13 protein-coding genes and 1 riboswitch are annotated in these 16,498 nt (G+C 40.5%); of the genes, 9 read left to right on the top strand and 4 right to left on the bottom strand.

Going from position 1 to position 16,498, the window contains the following annotated elements:
- Window positions 1-103: 103 nt before the first annotated feature.
- Window positions 104-1,180: a metallophosphoesterase gene (locus tag FPV17_RS18055; RefSeq protein WP_052007893.1), complete on the bottom strand. Its 1,077-nt coding sequence runs from the start codon at window positions 1,178-1,180 to the stop codon at window positions 104-106.
- A 187-nt stretch (window positions 1,181-1,367) separates the two neighbouring features.
- Window positions 1,368-1,471: riboswitch (TPP riboswitch) on the top strand.
- A gap of 69 nt (window positions 1,472-1,540) precedes the next feature.
- Between FPV17_RS18055 and tenA the strand changes: the two genes are divergently transcribed.
- The gene (tenA, locus tag FPV17_RS18050; RefSeq protein WP_144559781.1) at window positions 1,541-2,212 is read left to right on the top strand and encodes a thiaminase II; all 672 of its coding nucleotides are present in this window, start codon (window positions 1,541-1,543) and stop codon (window positions 2,210-2,212) included.
- A gap of 46 nt (window positions 2,213-2,258) precedes the next feature.
- On the opposite strand, the gene FPV17_RS18045 is transcribed toward tenA, so the two are convergent.
- Both FPV17_RS18045 and FPV17_RS18040 read right to left on the bottom strand, forming a co-directional pair.
- A complete protein-coding gene (locus tag FPV17_RS18045; RefSeq protein WP_144559779.1) occupies window positions 2,259-3,320 on the bottom strand; it encodes an acyltransferase family protein in 1,062 nt (353 codons plus the stop codon).
- A gap of 185 nt (window positions 3,321-3,505) precedes the next feature.
- On the bottom strand, window positions 3,506-4,402 hold the full coding sequence (locus FPV17_RS18040; protein ID WP_035394778.1) for an AraC family transcriptional regulator: 897 nt from the start codon (window positions 4,400-4,402) through the stop codon (window positions 3,506-3,508).
- A gap of 200 nt (window positions 4,403-4,602) precedes the next feature.
- Here FPV17_RS18040 and FPV17_RS18035 point away from each other — a divergent pair, with 200 nt between their 5' ends.
- Genes FPV17_RS18035 through FPV17_RS18025 form a run of 3 tightly spaced genes read left to right on the top strand, consistent with a single transcriptional unit; the run spans window position 4,603 to window position 7,689 of the window.
- Window positions 4,603-5,880 carry an ABC transporter substrate-binding protein gene (locus tag FPV17_RS18035; protein ID WP_144559777.1) on the top strand — a complete coding sequence of 426 codons (1,278 nt, stop codon included), beginning with the start codon at window positions 4,603-4,605 and terminating at the stop codon, window positions 5,878-5,880.
- A 59-nt stretch (window positions 5,881-5,939) separates the two neighbouring features.
- Window positions 5,940-6,821, top strand: coding sequence for a carbohydrate ABC transporter permease (locus FPV17_RS18030; RefSeq protein ID WP_035394775.1), 882 nt, complete (start codon window positions 5,940-5,942; stop codon window positions 6,819-6,821).
- Window positions 6,802-7,689 (top strand): carbohydrate ABC transporter permease, encoded by an 888-nt coding sequence (locus FPV17_RS18025; protein ID WP_081762117.1) that lies wholly within the window; start codon window positions 6,802-6,804, stop codon window positions 7,687-7,689. The genes FPV17_RS18030 and FPV17_RS18025 overlap by 20 nt, the downstream gene beginning before the upstream one ends.
- 135 nt (window positions 7,690-7,824) lie before the next feature.
- On the opposite strand, the gene FPV17_RS18020 is transcribed toward FPV17_RS18025, so the two are convergent.
- Entirely contained in the window at window positions 7,825-9,333 is a 1,509-nt protein-coding gene (locus FPV17_RS18020; RefSeq protein WP_144559775.1) for a Na+/H+ antiporter NhaC family protein, read from the bottom strand.
- A gap of 159 nt (window positions 9,334-9,492) precedes the next feature.
- Between FPV17_RS18020 and pepT the strand changes: the two genes are divergently transcribed.
- The 5 genes from pepT (at window position 9,493) to FPV17_RS17995 (ending at window position 16,438) form a co-directional block, all read left to right on the top strand.
- Complete coding sequence (gene pepT / locus FPV17_RS18015) at window positions 9,493-10,719, top strand: peptidase T (protein WP_144559773.1); 1,227 nt, start codon at window positions 9,493-9,495, stop codon at window positions 10,717-10,719.
- A 20-nt stretch (window positions 10,720-10,739) separates the two neighbouring features.
- Window positions 10,740-11,582 (top strand): GNAT family N-acetyltransferase, encoded by an 843-nt coding sequence (locus FPV17_RS18010; RefSeq protein ID WP_052007889.1) that lies wholly within the window; start codon window positions 10,740-10,742, stop codon window positions 11,580-11,582.
- Window positions 11,583-11,752: 170 nt separating this feature from the next.
- The gene (locus FPV17_RS18005; protein ID WP_246117067.1) at window positions 11,753-13,423 is read left to right on the top strand and encodes an extracellular solute-binding protein; all 1,671 of its coding nucleotides are present in this window, start codon (window positions 11,753-11,755) and stop codon (window positions 13,421-13,423) included.
- 101 nt (window positions 13,424-13,524) lie between these two features.
- Window positions 13,525-15,246: a cache domain-containing sensor histidine kinase gene (locus tag FPV17_RS18000; RefSeq protein WP_144559771.1), complete on the top strand. Its 1,722-nt coding sequence runs from the start codon at window positions 13,525-13,527 to the stop codon at window positions 15,244-15,246.
- A 4-nt stretch (window positions 15,247-15,250) separates the two neighbouring features.
- A complete protein-coding gene (locus tag FPV17_RS17995) occupies window positions 15,251-16,438 on the top strand; it encodes a response regulator (RefSeq protein ID WP_186370650.1) in 1,188 nt (395 codons plus the stop codon).
- The last annotated feature ends 60 nt before the right edge of the window (window positions 16,439-16,498 follow it).

Below are 16,498 nucleotides of genomic sequence, written 5' to 3'. Positions count from 1 at the left end.
CGTGTTTATCTGCAGATTGATAGAGAAGACAGATATTTCCCAACGTTCCATGAGGGATGAGACGAACTTGTTAACTGTAAGAGAAGTAAAAAGTAGCCATTGCTTATAATTCTACAGTTATCATGACAATTTCAGATCGACTACCGATTCTGAGTGCAGGGCCCCAAAACCCAAATCCAGACGTTGTAAAAGAGTGGAGTTGGTCAATTTGTTTATGACCCCAATCGTTCTCATAGATCGCTTGGGTGAGTAAATTTCCAGGGAAGAGTTGTCCACGATGTGTATGTCCTGACAAAATCATATCCACATTGTGAGTAGCCGCTTCAACCGTTTCGTGTGGCTGGTGATCAAGCATAATAATAGGAAGTTGTTCGTTCGCAGGTTCCATCAGTTCCGCTATGCCCTTTCGATTAGAATCTGTTTCGTCTTTACGTCCAATGACAGTGAAAAGTCCGTCTACATGCATGTGTTCATCTAACAAGACATTGACGCCGCTAGAACGGAGCTCTTGTTTCAGTAAAGAGAGGTCGCCTCCGTAATAATCGTGGTTTCCTGGAATCGCAAAGACGCCAAGGGGCGCATCAAGCTGTGAAAACCCATCCGCTATTTGTTCTTCAATAAAAGCGTCGATGTTGTCGTCAATAATGTCTCCGGCAAGAAAGATGGCATCAGGAGATTCTTGTTCAACAAGTTGAAGAAAGCGTTCAAAATGGTTCATACCAATAACGTTACCAAAATGGAAATCTGCAGCAAGTAAAAAGCGGACTTCTTCTGTCGGTTCGTTTGTTAGTGATACATTATAATGGCGAATTGTTGGTGACCAAGCGTTAAATGAACCGATTATAAGAAGTCCCAAAAAGCAAAGCGATAGGATATAACCGGAAACAAGGTGAACAATAGGCTTTCTTCCAGATAGAAAATAGATAAGGTTCACAAGAGGAATGAGGAGAAGGCCGTAACCAACAATGGCGAGCCAGTAGCCACCAATTAGCTCCAATAGCCTTGATGAAACAATAAATGAGGCGATAAAAGCAACAGATAATAATACAATGACAATCGTATAAGATTTCTTATAATAAAAACCAAAACTTCTTTTGAGCCACCGATACCCGTTAAAGCCTATGTAATAACAGGCAAGGCCGTAAAGGCACAAAAAGAGAAAAAGGTAAACGTACATCATGATTTGCGATACTCCTTGCATCTAGAATTATCAAAAGCATAGCATGAACACTCTGAAAGCAACAATGTTAAGTAAAGAATTGAATAGAAAGAAGAGAGAAGTAGGTGGGGTTGCGGTCTCAATTCTCATGTACAGAGGCTTGTCTTGCAGAAATCTTTTTAATGCACTATGATGAAACGAGTAAGTTTAAAATCACTAGGGGTGCCAATTGTGGCTGAGAGAGGCTAATGACCTTAACCCTTATAACCTGATCTAGTTTGGACTAGCGGAGGGAAGTGTATACGAATCGGTTTTTAAGATGACGTGTACCCACTTTCCTTATTCAGAAAGTGGTTTTTTATTTTAATAAGGAGTGATCGTATGTCATTTACACAACGTATTCGCTTACGTGCAGATGCCGTTTGGAAAGCTAGCCATGACCATCCGTTTGTTCAAGGCATTGGTAATGGTACATTACCGAAAGAATCCTTTAAGTACTATATGAAGCAAGACTATAAGTATTTAATTGAGTATTCAAAAGTCATGGCGATGGGAGCGGTGCTCGCACCTGATTTAAAAACAATGTCAGGCTTTGCTGCTGCACTTGACGAAACGTTAAATACAGAGATGGAACTTCATCGTACGTACGCTGAACGACTTGGCGTGAGTCGAGAGGAATTAGAAGCGACTGTACCAGGACCAGTTACGTTAGCTTACAGCAGTGCGATGCTAGCAGAAGCACAAAAAGGGTCTCTTGCTGAATTAATCGCAGCGATTTTACCGTGTGCTTGGAGTTATTATGAGATTGGAAAAGCGCTTGCGACATTGCCAGGGGCGCTAGACCATGAATATTATGGAGAATGGGTACGAATGTATTCATCAGAGGATTTTGGTTCCATCGCCGACTGGTTAATTGATACGTTAGACCAGCTTGCTGAATCAAAATCAGAAGAAGAACTTGAACGATTAGAGGAGATTTTCTTAAATACGAGCCGTTATGAATATATGTTTTGGGATATGGCGTATAAACAAGAAAGTTGGCCTGTAGAGTAAAATGAGCCCCATTAAGATCGGTTAGCGGTCTTAATGGGGTTCTTTATTAAATACTTTTAGGATAGCTTTTTTCTCGAAACGAAACTTGAGGGGTTCTCATTCTCGTCTTCTTATTCGTCTCTTTCTTACCTAAAAACCATGGATGTTTGTTGAAAAAGACAATAAATAGAATGGTTAATAAGAGTGTTAAACCTGTAAACAGAAGGGTCCAAGGAAGCGTATTAGCCGTATCAAGATTGACCCCAAATCCATAGTGCATCATTGCTTTTACCAAATTCAAAACGGGCATATGAACGAGCAATACGATAATGGAATTTGAGCCTAAATAGAGCAAACCTTTTGCATGTTGAAGTTTTTGAATCAACATGAGAAAAGCAATGATGCCTAAGATAGCTGCTGGATAAAACAAGTATGCTTCTCCTAAAATATTCCCACGCATATCAATGCGTTCATTAAACGATTGAATGAAGTACATGATGCTAAAGAAACTGAATGCTAATGGAGCGACGATTTTCCAAGAGTGCGTTTTCCAAAACGATTTCGTTAAAAATCCAAGACCATAAAAAACAACGGCAGTGAGAGCAACAAATCCGTTCCAAGGAATGGCGAATTGTAAAAATGTTGAACCATAACCTAAAATAGCGGCCGTCAATAAAAACAGTCCGATCCATTTTCCTCGGCTCAAACGATAATAGAAAAAGAATAAGAGTTCAACTAAAAATAAGCAAGTTAAGAACCAAATTGCAGGATTATAAGTTAATTGATAGTTCTCTGGTGTCGATAAAAATATCCCGGTAAAAGGGTGGATTGGATCAACATTCTCGCCTGGTGTAAATGGGAGATGACGAAAAAGCAGGAACCAAGTCACATAGGTTATTGCCGAAAAGATAAAATAAGGTAGAAGTAATCCTCGCGCTTTCTTTTTGACAAAAGCAAGTGGTGCTTGGCGACTAGGTTTGAATACAACACCAGATAAATAGAAGAATAATGGCATATGAAAAGCAAATAGAAAGGCGCGGAGCTCAGGATCCATCGGTGCATGACTCATAATAACGAGTATAATACCGAGCCCTTTCGCTGCATCAATCCAATGAATTCGTTTGTCCATTTTTGTTCACCGCCTTCTCTCTGTCATGTTCCTGTACAGGTTAGTATACGTAAGAATAAACAGATGAGAAGGGATAAACGGAACTTTACATACACCTTTAAGGGAGTGCGGTTAATTGCGGAAGCTTTGCGGTTATTTTTGAATAGTATTACGGAAAAAGATATCTTATTGTTACATTTGTCATGTTAGTCATGTTTGGTTTTACGTAAATAAATCTGTGAGAAATCGCCTTTTTTTCGAAAGAAACTAGCGCTTGATCCAGTGTAACGTCGAAAAACTTTATGAAAATAATTCACATCAAGAAAGCCTACTTCAATGGAAATATCTTTGATCGGACGGTTCGTATGGATTAACATAGAACAGGCTTTACGAATGCGAAGCTCGCGAACAAACTCCATCGGCGTTGCGCCGGTTTGCTTTTTAAACAAGCGTGTAAGGCTATAGCGTGACAACCCAATTTGTTCAGCCACATCGTCTAAAGAAATCTGTTTGTGGAAATTTGATTCAATATAGGAATAGGCTTGTTGATAATAATAGGAATCTCCCTTTGGCGTATGAGAATGCAGCGTGCGAAAGCATTCAAGTAAAAATTGATAGCCTTGAGCTGCTGCTAAATAAGGATCCCGAAGTCGGTCTGCTTTTGTTTCTGCATAGATGGAGAATAAAGAGCGAATTAAATAGCTATCTGGTGAAAGTGCGACAACTGGTCCGGTTTCCTGAATGAGGCGTGACCAAATATCTTCGACTGTCGGGCCTTGAAGTGCAATGTAAATAAATTCCCACGGCTCTTTCCCATCTTCAGGGTAATAGTAACGGTGATTACCAGGAACTGCAATGATAAAAGCTTCATGTTGTTGAACCGTAATGGTTCGCCCATCAATTTCTAGCTTACCTGAACCTGAAATCGTATATTGAAAGATAAGTGTGTTATTATCTACATTCCTTGTTTGCCCATCCCAATAATAAGAAGGATCTGATCGTACTTCCCACCCGATATTCCATAAACTGAGTAAACCGGTTTCAGGTAAGAACTGAAACGTAAATGAGTGTGTACCTCTAATAAAGGCTGAGTGATCAGTCATAAGAATGTCCTCCTAGAATGGAATCATGGTATAGACCGCAATAAATTACCCTTGTCATAAAAAATATTACACACAACGAAAAGTGGAATCTGTTCTATAATAATGATATGAACCTTTTTTAAACGCAACGTAATCGTTTTCGTCATTTTTTTAATAGTACAACTTGTAAACGTTTTCAATCAATCGGGGGAGTGAAAAAAATGAAAAAAGTTTTTGGCGTTGGTTTTGTTTCTGCATTGGCTATTACGACATTGGCTGCTTGTGGATCTGGGTCAGACTCATCTACTGGAAGTAACGGATATGCTGTTGAACTATCTTTTTCTGCATGGGGCAATCCCGCTGAACTGGATGTGTATAACCGGGCAGTAGATGCATTTAATGAAATGCAGGATGACATTGAAGTGACGTTAACAGGCTTACCGAACGACAATTATTTCCAAACGTTAACAACTCGTTTACAAGGCGGTCAAGCACCAGATGTGTTTTATGTAGGTGCTGAGAATATTTCTACTCTTATGTCAAATGGCACAATTGAACCATTATCAGATTTTTTAGATAGTGGAGATTCATACGTTAAGGAAGATGAATTTACTGAAGACATCTGGGGCGCTTCAAGAAATGATGGCATTGTTTATGGTCTACCGGTTGATTGTAACCCTATCCTCATGTACTACAACAAAGCATTATTAGAAGAGAACGACATACCATCTCCTCAAGAATTGTATGAGAACGGTGAATGGAATTGGGAAACGTTTGAAGACATCACTCGTCAATTAAATGAATCGGGTAATCACGGATACATGCAAGAAAGTGGTCATGGCGCAATGTTGAACTGGATTTGGACAAATGGCGGTGAGTTTGCAACTGAGGACGCCATTGTTGGAGACACCGATGGAAAAACGATGGAAGCATTTGAATACGTTGATCGAATGATAGATGAAGGAAACTTTACGTATGCAGGGACGATGCCTGAAGGCCAAGGAATCGAAGCGATGTTTATGTCAAACCAAGTTGGCTTTGTTTCAGCAGGCCGTTGGTTAACGCCCATGTTCCTAGACACAAGTATTGATTTTGACTATATTCCATTTCCTTCTAATACAGATGAACAAATTGAAACAGCTAATATTGCTACTGCCTATATGGCGGTTAATTCAAAATCAGATCATGTAGAAGAAGCAATGAAATTCATTTCCTACTACACATCCACTGATGGACAGGAAGTACGTTTAGATGGTGAGGGGAATGCAGTTCCTTCAGTAGTAGGCATTGATGAAATTGTCTTAAATCAGGATCGTCCAGAACATGGTCAATATTTACTAGATGCTCGTAGTGTGGGTCGAGTCATTGGTCTTGAATTTACATCTCCAGGATTAAGTGAAGATTTGGAAGACATTTATGAATTAATGATGCTCGGAGATATGGATGCAGCAGACGCATTAGAACAAGCAACAGCAAAAGCAAAAGAAGCGGTTGAATAAATAGAGAAACATGGATAGGAGGAGCTTGTCTCCTCCTCTTTCTAAAAGGAGGGGTAGTTTTGTTTACAAAACGTGAAAAGTGGTGGGGATACGCGTTTATTGCACCACAGATGATTGGAATGATTCTCTTTTCTTTATTACCGCTACTATTCGCTTTTGGTATAAGCTTTATGAATTGGGACGGTTTCGGTGAACGAACCTTTGTCGGACTTGAAAATTACATTGCACAATTTCAAGATAGTAATTTTCGAGCGGCGTTACGAAATACAACCATTTACTCGCTAATCGTCATACCTGGGGGGATAGCCGCTGCACTTCTTTCTGCTTTAGCCCTTAATAAAGTGAAGGGAAAAGATTTTTATCGGATGTTCTTCTTTATGCCAGTCGTGACAAGCTCCGTGTCCATCGCAGTCATTTGGATGTGGTTGTTAAACGGTGATTTTGGCTTAATTAATCAAGTGCTTGCGTCAGTTGGTATTGATGGGCCAAACTGGTTAACGGATCGACGCTTTGTGCTTCCATCAATCGCGATGCTAAGTATTTGGTGGGGACTTGGGACGAACATGGTTATCTTCTTAGCTGGTCTTCAAGGTATTTCAAGAAGTTATTATGAAGCAGCTGAAATTGACGGCGCTTCTGCTTGGCAGAAATTTAAAAACATTACGATGCCATTATTATCTCCAACAACGTTCTTTGTTGCGATTATGACAGTAATTGGTTCATTCCAAGTGTTTGACCAAGCATATGTCATGACGCAAGGGGGACCAGGAAACGCCAGTTATACACTCGTTCTTCATATTTTTGATGAAGCCTTTACACGAAGTTCTTTCGGTACGAGTACCTCTGCAGCTATGATTTTATTCGTCATTATTTTAATCTTTACCTTAATCCAGTTTACGGTTTCAAGAAAGTGGGTGCACTATGAAGACAACGGCAGATAACGCGCAGCGCCAAATACAACCTCCTGTCCAACCAGCAGTGAAGCGAAAAGTGAAACCCTCTACCGTTTTCCTTCATCTTGCACTCATTTTAGGTTCTCTTGTTATGGCAGGTCCGTTTATTTGGATGGGATTGAGTAGTTTAAAGTCGTTTGAGCAAATGTTTTCCATCCCGCCTACCATTATTCCAGATCCTATTATGTGGAGTAATTTCGTTGATTCCCTAAATGCAATGCCGTTTGGTCGAGCATACTGGAATAGTTTCTATATCTCAACCATTGTGGTACTTAGTCAAATTATTACGTGCTCAATGGCTGCTTATGCTTTTGCCAAATTAAAGTTCCCAGGATCGAAAGTGTTGTTCATTGCTTTTTTAGCAACGATGATGGTGCCTATGCAAGTAACACTTATTCCGCTTTACCTTATTTTAGATCAGCTTCAATGGGTGAATACCCATTTATCCATCATTGTGCCAAATGCTCTCTTTAATGCATTCGGAGTGTTCTTACTTAGACAATTTATGCTTGGGATCCCAAAAGAAATGGAAGAAGCAGCTGTAATGGATGGGGCCAATCCTGCTTTTATCTATTTGCGGATCATGCTTCCCTTAATAAAGCCTGCCCTAGCAGCATTTGGAATCTTTTCTTTTATCGGCATTTGGAATAACTTTATCCAGCCGCTTACGTTTCTAAGTAGCACCGAGTTGTTTACGGTTCCACTTCTACTGGCAATGTTTAAAGGGTTGTATGTAACACAATGGCCTTTACTAATGGCAGGTGCTACGATTTCTGTTGTCCCTGTATTGATTGTTTATTTCTTCGCTCAACGACAGATTATTGAAGGGATTGCCTTAACAGGTGTGAAAGGTTAAATACGAGAGCTTATTGACGAAAAGACGTCAATAAGCTTTTTTTACCGATCATAAAAAAAACCACAGCACCCCTAAATAAAAGGGACGATGTGGTCATAATTACACCCTGAAAAAATTGCGTACGCAACGCTCTTTTTAGATTTGAGCATGTTTCGGTTTTCGTTTTCCGATGAGGAAGACCGCTATCATCATGAAAGCGAGAGCAGCTAAAAAGACGAGTGAGCTTCCTGTAATGCCAGCAAAAATAAAGACAATAAATGCAATGAAGCCATTTAACAAAGCGTACGGAAATTGCGTTTTGACGTGATCGACATTATCGCAACCTGCACCAGTAGAAGAAAGAATCGTTGTGTCGGAAATAGGTGAACAGTGATCCCCGAATATCCCTCCTGAGAGAACTGCACCGATACAAACCGCAAGATGGGCATCAAGACCAAAAGCCATCGGTATCGCAAACGGCATCATAATCGCAAAAGTTCCCCATGACGTTGCAGTTGCCAACGAGATGCAGACCGCTACAAGGAAGAGAATGGCAGGAACAAGGTAACCAGGAACACTGTCCTGTAATAACTCTATCACATAGTTTGCCGTCCCCATTTCACTCATAACAGTTCCTAATGCCCAGGCTAATACAAGCGTGGCTAATACAAACACCATCTTCTGCATTCCTTTTGAATAGAGTTCAAATGCTTCAGAGAACCGTTTTACTTTTAATAAAACCATTAAGCCAATCAGAACAATACTAGCAAATAAGTAAGCAGTACTTAAAGCAACGCGGAAATCGCCGCCAGCAACAGGCTCAAATGGAAAGCCATGGGTCAGTAAAAGGCCAAATAGCGTAACGAAGAGTGTTAGTAATGGCAACCAAATTAAGACTGCATAACTTTTTTGGTTTTCATCAACTGGCTCACTGTATCGAAGCGGGCGAGAGCTCTTCCAATACAATTCACCTGTTTTTTCTACACGTTGTTCGGCTCGTGCCATTGGTCCAAAGTCCAGTTTGGTTAAGGCGATAAACGGAACAATTGCCACAGCTAAGATCGGGTAAAGTTGGAACGGAATGGCCTGAAGAAAAGCAGTAAATTCAGACATGTCCGAGCCAATATTGTCAAACTCTTGACGAATTAACCCCATGATGTAAACACCCCAGCCAATAAAAGGAATCATAACGGCAAGGGGGGAAGCGGTAGAATCAATAATCCACGCTAATTTTTCTCGAGATATTTTCGCTTTATCAAAAATCTTTTCAAAGATGGGACCAACAATTAAAGGAGAGCCTAAATCAGAAAAGAAGATCGTTAAACCACCGACATAAGCGGCCATCTGTGTTTTAGCCTTTGTATCTAAAAAGCGGACAACTCGTTTTGCTAACGCGGCTGATCCACCTGATTTCTCAATTAAACCAACAAATCCACCAATAAACAAGAGTAATACAAGGACGGCAGCATTGTAGCTATCTGTTAGTTGAGGGAATAAATATTCACCTATTGTTTCTGTTGTCGCTGTTATTGGGTTCCCGCTAGTCAGTAAAAGAACGCCAGCAAACAACCCGGTAAATAGAGAAACGAGTACGTTCTTAGTTGTAATCGCTAGTCCTATCGCAATAAGCGGGGGGATGAGCGAGATAAAGCCCATGTGATCCATTGTTATCCTCCTACACGTTCTATATATTGAATAATTTAATAAATATGCATAGATATGAATATATCATAGTTTACCAAATGGTGCGATCATTTTTTTCTGTGCAGGGTAAAAAAAGACCGCTATACTAAAACTAATACAATTGGAAAAGAGGTTAGCTCATTGAAACAACAACTTATTGAACGCTTAACACGCTATGCAAAAATAAATACTCAGTCATCAGAAGCAAGTCATGAAGTACCGACAACAAAAGGGCAGCTTGAGCTCGGGCAGTTACTGGTAGAAGAGTTAAAACAGATTGGCATGAAAGACGTTGCTATGGACGATAATGGATATGTAATGGCGACACTTGAAGCAACTACCGACAAATCAACTCCGACAATTGGATTTTTAGCACATACGGATACAGCGACAGACTTTACAGGTGAAGGTGTACATCCACGAGTGCATGAGAACTACAGCGGAGGTGACATTCAGCTAAATGAAACGATTATGCTGTCGCCAAAACAATTTCCAGAATTAGCAAACTATGTTGGCCACACGCTCATGACAACAGATGGGACGACATTGCTTGGTGCAGATGATAAAGCAGGTATTGCTGAGATCGTTACAGCAATGGCATATTTAATCGATAACCCATCGATTAAGCATGGCAAGATTCGAGTGGCTTTTACGCCAGATGAAGAAATTGGAAGAGGTCCACATCACTTCGATGTTGAAGCTTTTAACGCTGACTTTGCCTACACATTAGATGGGGGACCGCTAGGTGAATTCCAATATGAAAGCTTTAATGCGGCAGCAGCAAAGGTTTGTTTTCAAGGTGTGAGTACCCATCCAGGAACAGCAAAGAATAAAATGGTTAATGCGATGAAGCGTGCCATGGAATTTAATGATCAATTGCCTGCAGATGAGGCGCCTGAATTTACGGAAGGCTACGAGGGCTTTTATCACCTTTTATCAATGAAGGGTGATACGGATTATGCGGAATTGCATTACATCATTCGTGATTTTGACCGCAAAGTATTCGCTAATCGAAAAGCAAAAATGGAATCAATTGTAAGGCAAATGCAAGGAAAGCACGGCGATCACAATGTCACACTTGAGATTCGGGACCAATACTACAATATGCGAGAGAAAATTGAGCCTAATCCAGAGATTGTTGATGTAGCATTAGATGCGATGAAGGCATGTGAAATTGAACCCATTGTTGGACCAATACGTGGTGGTACCGATGGTTCCCAGCTGTCTTATAAAGGATTACCAACGCCAAATATTTTCACTGGGGGACAAAATTATCACGGGCGTTATGAATATATATCCGTTGATGATATGGAAAAAGCAGTCCAAGTCATTGTGAACATTGTTCAAATTGTAGAACAGAGAGCGTAGGATACAAAGGAGGCGGTGAGGTGAAGGTTCATCTGTTTAGAGACAGTGACGTTTTTTACAACGAAAGCGTAAGAGCGTTAAAGGAGAACAGCGTCGAAAATAGTTTATTCCTAGGTTTAGCACAACAAACATTAAGAGGAAACAAACCTCCGTTGTTTATGTGTAGTGTTGAATATGACGTCTTTTGCTTGCAGACAATACCGAACCAAGCCGTCTTGGCTTTTAAAACGAAGCAACTATCAGGATCCGTAATCAATGTCTTCGTTCAAGCGCTAAAGGATCGACCCATTACTCGCTTTGTCGGGGTGAAAGAACCGACCGTGCACATCACTCAGTTATTAGGTAAAGCGAGAGCATGTTCTGTGCAAACGGTGATGAATCAGCGCTTGTATCAATTGAATCTTACATCTGTAAGTCCTATATCTGGAGGACATATTAGGAAGATGAAGCGGGAAGATATTCCATTTGTCGCAAATTGGATTCAAGATTTTGACTATGAAGCGAATTTATCAGAGCAGCGTATTACGGTAAAGGAAGCTGAAAAAACGGCAAGACAGCAGCTAGATAAAGGTGGGTTATATCTTCTAGAAGTGGACGGTATCGCTGTAGCAATGGCAAACGCTACAAGAAAGATCGGTCAAAGCGTGACGATTAACCTTGTCTATACACCAAAACCGTTTCGGCAAAATGGTTTTGCTACAAGGTGTGTCACTGCTCTGTGCCATCAGTGTATAAAGGATGGGTTTTCAGTTATTTTACTGTATACGGACTTAGATAACCCTACCTCCAATCACATTTACCAAGAAATTGGTTTTGAACCGGTTAGTGACTCTATTGTCATGGAAGTGAAAAAGGTCGATTAATGGCCTTTTTTTGTTGAGAACAAAAGATGCTGTTAAGAATGACAACAGAGTGTTATAAATCTAAAAGAAGTATTATTTTAAAAGTCTAATAGAAGCGATATAGTGAAATGAAAGGGCTTACAAATGGTGAAAAAAAGCCTGACTACACAAAAGGTAAGGGGGAGCAAGAAGTGAAAAGATATGGATCTATTCTAATGACAAGTGTTGCTGTCATCGCGCTTGCAGCTTGTAGCAATTCGTCAAACGACCGAGAAAGTACGGTGGAGGCCGTAGCATCAGCTGATGAATTGCCAGAACGGTTTGAAGAACCAGTCAGATTAGACTTAATTAAACATGTCTCTGGTGATATTTTCTTTCGTGACGGTGAAACAATTGAAGACAATGTTCATACTGAATGGGTAAAAGATACGTTCAACATTGATTTGAATTATATGTGGACTACAAGTGGACCTGGTGAGACATTCGAAACAAAGCTTCAACTAGAGATGTCTTCCAATCAACCACTACCCTCGATTTTAGCGTTAAGAAGTCCTCTTACACAGGATTTAATCGATTCTGGCCGCGTGAAAGAGGTTGGAGAATTATTTGATAAATATGCGTCCGATACGTGGAAAGAAGCAATGGCAGCTGATCCGCATGCGTGGGATCCATATACTCGGGAAGAAGGGCGATTTGCTATTCCGATATTAGATTATGAAATGAATGGTGATACCGTTCTGTTCATTCGACAAGATTGGATGGACAATCTAGGTCTTGACGCTCCCGAAACGTTGGAGGACATTGAAGAAATCATGGATGCGTTTGTAAATGGTGATCCCACTGGAACCGGAGAGAAAGTATACGGCCTTGCTGCAGGCTTTACAAACCAATTAAACACGTGGATGTCAACGGTAGACTGGGTCTTTGGTGCACACGGAGGGATGCCAAATCAGTACAATCTTGCTGAAGATGGCACTCTCGTGAATGGAGATATCCAGCCTGAAATAAAAGATGGCTTAGAAACGTTAAAACGTTGGATGGATGAAGGGTATCTTCACCAAGAGTCCGGTTTATGGGACGAGGGCAAGGCTGCAGAATTGTTTACCGCTGGTCGTGCCGGAATCATTGCTGGACCGCATTGGATGCCAGATTGGCCATTAGCTGAAGTGTTGGAAAATGTAGAAGGTGCGGAGTATAAAGCGTATGATATCCCAACCGGACCAGAGGGGCTAAAAGGGCGCTCGACAGGCATTACATCACAAAATGGTGCAGTTATGTTTAATGAAAATGCAACAGAAGATGAAATTCAAGCATTTTTTGTGTATCAAAATTATTTATTTGAGAATTTTGCAAATCCAGAAGAGGGAAGCGAATTTGAATATGGGTTTGCTGAAGGGTATGACTACGTTTTCGAAAATGGAGACGTGAAGTATGGAGAAGAGGATATCCCAGGTGGGCGAATTGATCCTGTAAAGTACACACTCACATTTGATGGTGCGCGTATTCCAAGCCTTTATATTAATGCGCTTGCAGATTTCGCAAGAGGAGAAGAGCCAAAAACCCCGTTTGAACGCAAAGTGTATCTTCAATATCCAGAACAAGCGTGGGAAGGTGCCCGCATAGTGGTTGATAGTGCGGATGCGCAAATACCAAGTATGTTTACAGGGCGACCGACAGAAACAATGGTTAGCCGGGGGGATGCACTTGATACGTTACTAAGCGAAGGCTTTAATAAAATGATTTACGGTGAAACGCCAATTGATGAATTTGATGGTCTGGTTGAGCAATGGAGAAGCCAGGGCGGCGACGATGTCATTGCAGAAGTGAACGAATGGTTTGACGTTGTCAATTCGAGTGAATGAACAAAAAACGGGCAGCGTAAAAAGAAAACGCTGTCTTTTTCTCTGAATTGGCATACTAGCTGGTTGTTTATCGCTTACAATAACGCTTAGGGGGGAGCGTTATGTTCAAACAAAAAAGCTTATTTTACAAGATGGTCGTAAGCATTATTCTTTTTCTAGTACCTGTAGTCATTGTTTATACGTATTCAAACATGGTCAGTGAACGAGTGGTTCGAGATGAAATCGATACGCGAAACATCAATCGGCTTGATGTCTCAATGAATCGTCTAGAAGCGGATCTTTGGCAAGTGTCACAATTTCTCGTGGCATTAAGCATTGATTCGGATACAAATCGACTAAGGAATATTGATTTACTGAGTCCGTACGATTCAATAGAGCTTCAGCAGGACATTCAAGAGAAGTTATTGCTTTACCAGCAGCTTAGTACATTTTTAGTTGATGTGACGATCTTTTTTCCGGATGGGGAAAGACAATTATCCACCATGATGAAATCCCCAGAACGACCAGAAACGCTATCCCCTTCCTGGACATATATTGCCAATGGAGAAGGGAATGATTCGGATCGCCCTTATTTTGTTCAGCACGTGAAAGACTCGATTACTCATCATAATGAGAATCAAGCTGTTATTGTTGAAGCACGGATTTATATTGAAGCTGTCCAACACCATTTAAATGATTTAGCTCTAGCAAATGATGGTTATTCATTCCTGTATCATCCACATCACGAATTAATTAAACCGGTAGGCACCAATCACGAGTTTCCACTGGATTACAACTTTTCACTCCAATTAGATGACGAAGAGAGGGGAACGGAACGGTTTACATTAGGTCAAGATGATTACACATTATCGTATATTTCCTCGACAAGTTTAGATTGGGTTCTCGTCGATCTTGTTCCGCTAGAAGATGTGTTAAGTCCTATTGCGACAACACGAACTTGGTTTTATGCAACTGGATTTGTGTTGTTGCTTTTAGGTGTTGCTGCAGCTTGGTTATTAAATACGCAATTATTGCAGCCAATCGGAACATTAAAGGATGCCATTCTCCAGTTTAAAAGAGGACACTACTACACGCGGATGGCTGTTCCAGACCAAAAGGAATTTGCTATTGCAATGAGTGGGTTTAATGATATGGCTGATCAAATTCAAACGTTAATAGAAGAAGTGTATGAAGAGAAAATTCGATCTCAGCAAGCAACATTAAAATTGCTGCAAGCTCAAATAGATCCACACTTTCTATACAATTGCCTCTTCTATATTAAAAACATGGCGAAAATAAACAATACAGATGCTGTCGAAGCAATGGCGCTTCATTTAGGTGACTATTTCCGCTATCGAACAGAAGTAGAAAAGGAAGAAACGACTGTAGAAGAAGAATTGAAGTTAGTAAACAATTTTTTAGCCATCCATTCTTTGCGGAAGCGTGATTTAAGCTATTCTATGAATCTACCAGAAGACCTTTTAAAGCAACCTATTCCGCGACTACTTATTCAGCCTATTGTGGAGAATGCCATCGTTCATGGGATAGCTGATGTCGAGGAAAGGGCGGAAATTCGAATTCATGGAAAGCTTCTAGAAGAAGGCTGGCAAATATGCGTAGATGATAATGGACACACTGTCTCGACTGATTCATTAGCTAGGATTCAGAAGCTACTAGAATCCCAAGAAGAGGCGATGAATCATTACGGACTACGGAATGTTAATCAACGCATGCGCCATCGTTTTGGGGCGAATTCAGGTTTAGTTGTCGGCTTTTCTGAGCTTGGCGGTTTAAACGTTACTCTTTTATGTAAACTGGACAAAGCGTATCAAAATGGGGAGTGATGGTATGTACCAGCTATTAATTGTGGATGATGAAGACGCTACATTACAAGGATTAGCAAGCTTACCATGGCATCAACTTACGATTAGCCAGGTTCACTGTGCACGCTCCGCTCGAAAAGCGAATGAAATCTTAGCGGCATTTCCTATAGATGTTTTGATTACCGATATACGTATGCCAGGGCGTTCAGGTCTTGAGTTATTACAGGATGTAACGAAGTTTTCCATACAACCTAAATGTATTTTACTTTCTGGTTATTCAGATTTTTCCTATGCGCAAGCAGCGATAAAGGCACAGGCAGTCGATTATTTACTAAAACCAGTTAGAGATGAAGAGCTCATTTATGCAGTTGAACAAGCATTAGTAAAAAAGATTGAAGAGAAAAAGGAACGGTATATGCAAGAACAAACTGTTGCAGCGATAAAAAGTAACTTAAGTTTTGTAGGAGAGTCGGTCTTTCAGCCATGGATTAGTGGAGAAAAGGGAGATGATGCTCTAAAAGCAGAGCTTGTGCATTACGGTATGGCTCATCAAAGCGATATTCGTACCATTCCCATTACCGTTCGTGTTGAGCACAGCCAGAATTCAAGCCATGGCTGGAAGCAGATGATTAATGAAGAACTTGCAGAAGCTTATGTTTTACTAGAAAAACATGTCTCTCTAAATGCGATCTCTTATCTTCTTTATCCTGTACATCACAGTGATCCATTGCTAGTAGAAAAAGATGTTCATGATCGTGCCGTTCGATTACGAAAAGCATTGAAAAAGGATCTTTTTTATGGAGTGACGATAAAAGTGGGGGCGCCATTAATTTTTTGGAAGCAGGCAAAACAGTATCTTCGTAAACCGCTAGTGGATTCAACTAGCGAAGAAATTCAACAAGAGTCGCTAGCAAAAAGAGTGAAAGAATTTATAGATGCTTCGTTTATGAAGCAGCCAACGCTACAAGACATAGCAACGAATCTATATTTAAATCCATCCTATGTATCAAAGCGTTTTAAAGAAGAAACAGGCGAAACATTGACAGATTATATTCACCGCTTACGCATGAATCGTGCTGTTACGTTATTAACACAAACGAATATGAAAGTCAGTCTAATATCAGAAGAATTAGGGTATCAGCATGCCTCTTATTTTATTCGAGTGTTCAAGAAAGAATTTAAGCAGACGCCACATGAATTTAGACAGCGCTAAGGAGGGAAAGAAGCGTGGCCCAACTAAAAAGTGAGACGATACAGCCTCTCGTTAAAAAGA

This window comes from Shouchella miscanthi, assembly GCF_007725405.1.
Taxonomy (GTDB): Bacteria; Bacillota; Bacilli; order Bacillales; family Bacillaceae_D; genus Shouchella; species Shouchella hunanensis.
This window is presented reverse-complemented; position numbering and strand designations above follow the sequence as displayed.

What these genes read in the sequence shown, in the direction of transcription:
- FPV17_RS18055 (WP_052007893.1), bottom strand. Translation starts at nt 1,180, where the DNA reads ATGATGTACGTTTACCTTTTTCTCTTTTTGTGCCTTTACGGCCTTGCC.
- tenA (WP_144559781.1), top strand. Translation starts at nt 1,541, where the DNA reads ATGTCATTTACACAACGTATTCGCTTACGTGCAGATGCCGTTTGGAAA.
- FPV17_RS18045 (WP_144559779.1), bottom strand. Translation starts at nt 3,320, where the DNA reads ATGGACAAACGAATTCATTGGATTGATGCAGCGAAAGGGCTCGGTATT.
- FPV17_RS18040 (WP_035394778.1), bottom strand. Translation starts at nt 4,402, where the DNA reads ATGACTGATCACTCAGCCTTTATTAGAGGTACACACTCATTTACGTTT.
- FPV17_RS18035 (WP_144559777.1), top strand. Translation starts at nt 4,603, where the DNA reads ATGAAAAAAGTTTTTGGCGTTGGTTTTGTTTCTGCATTGGCTATTACG.
- FPV17_RS18025 (WP_081762117.1), top strand. Translation starts at nt 6,802, where the DNA reads ATGAAGACAACGGCAGATAACGCGCAGCGCCAAATACAACCTCCTGTC.
- FPV17_RS18020 (WP_144559775.1), bottom strand. Translation starts at nt 9,333, where the DNA reads ATGGATCACATGGGCTTTATCTCGCTCATCCCCCCGCTTATTGCGATA.
- FPV17_RS18000 (WP_144559771.1), top strand. Translation starts at nt 13,525, where the DNA reads ATGTTCAAACAAAAAAGCTTATTTTACAAGATGGTCGTAAGCATTATT.
- FPV17_RS17995 (WP_186370650.1), top strand. Translation starts at nt 15,251, where the DNA reads ATGTACCAGCTATTAATTGTGGATGATGAAGACGCTACATTACAAGGA.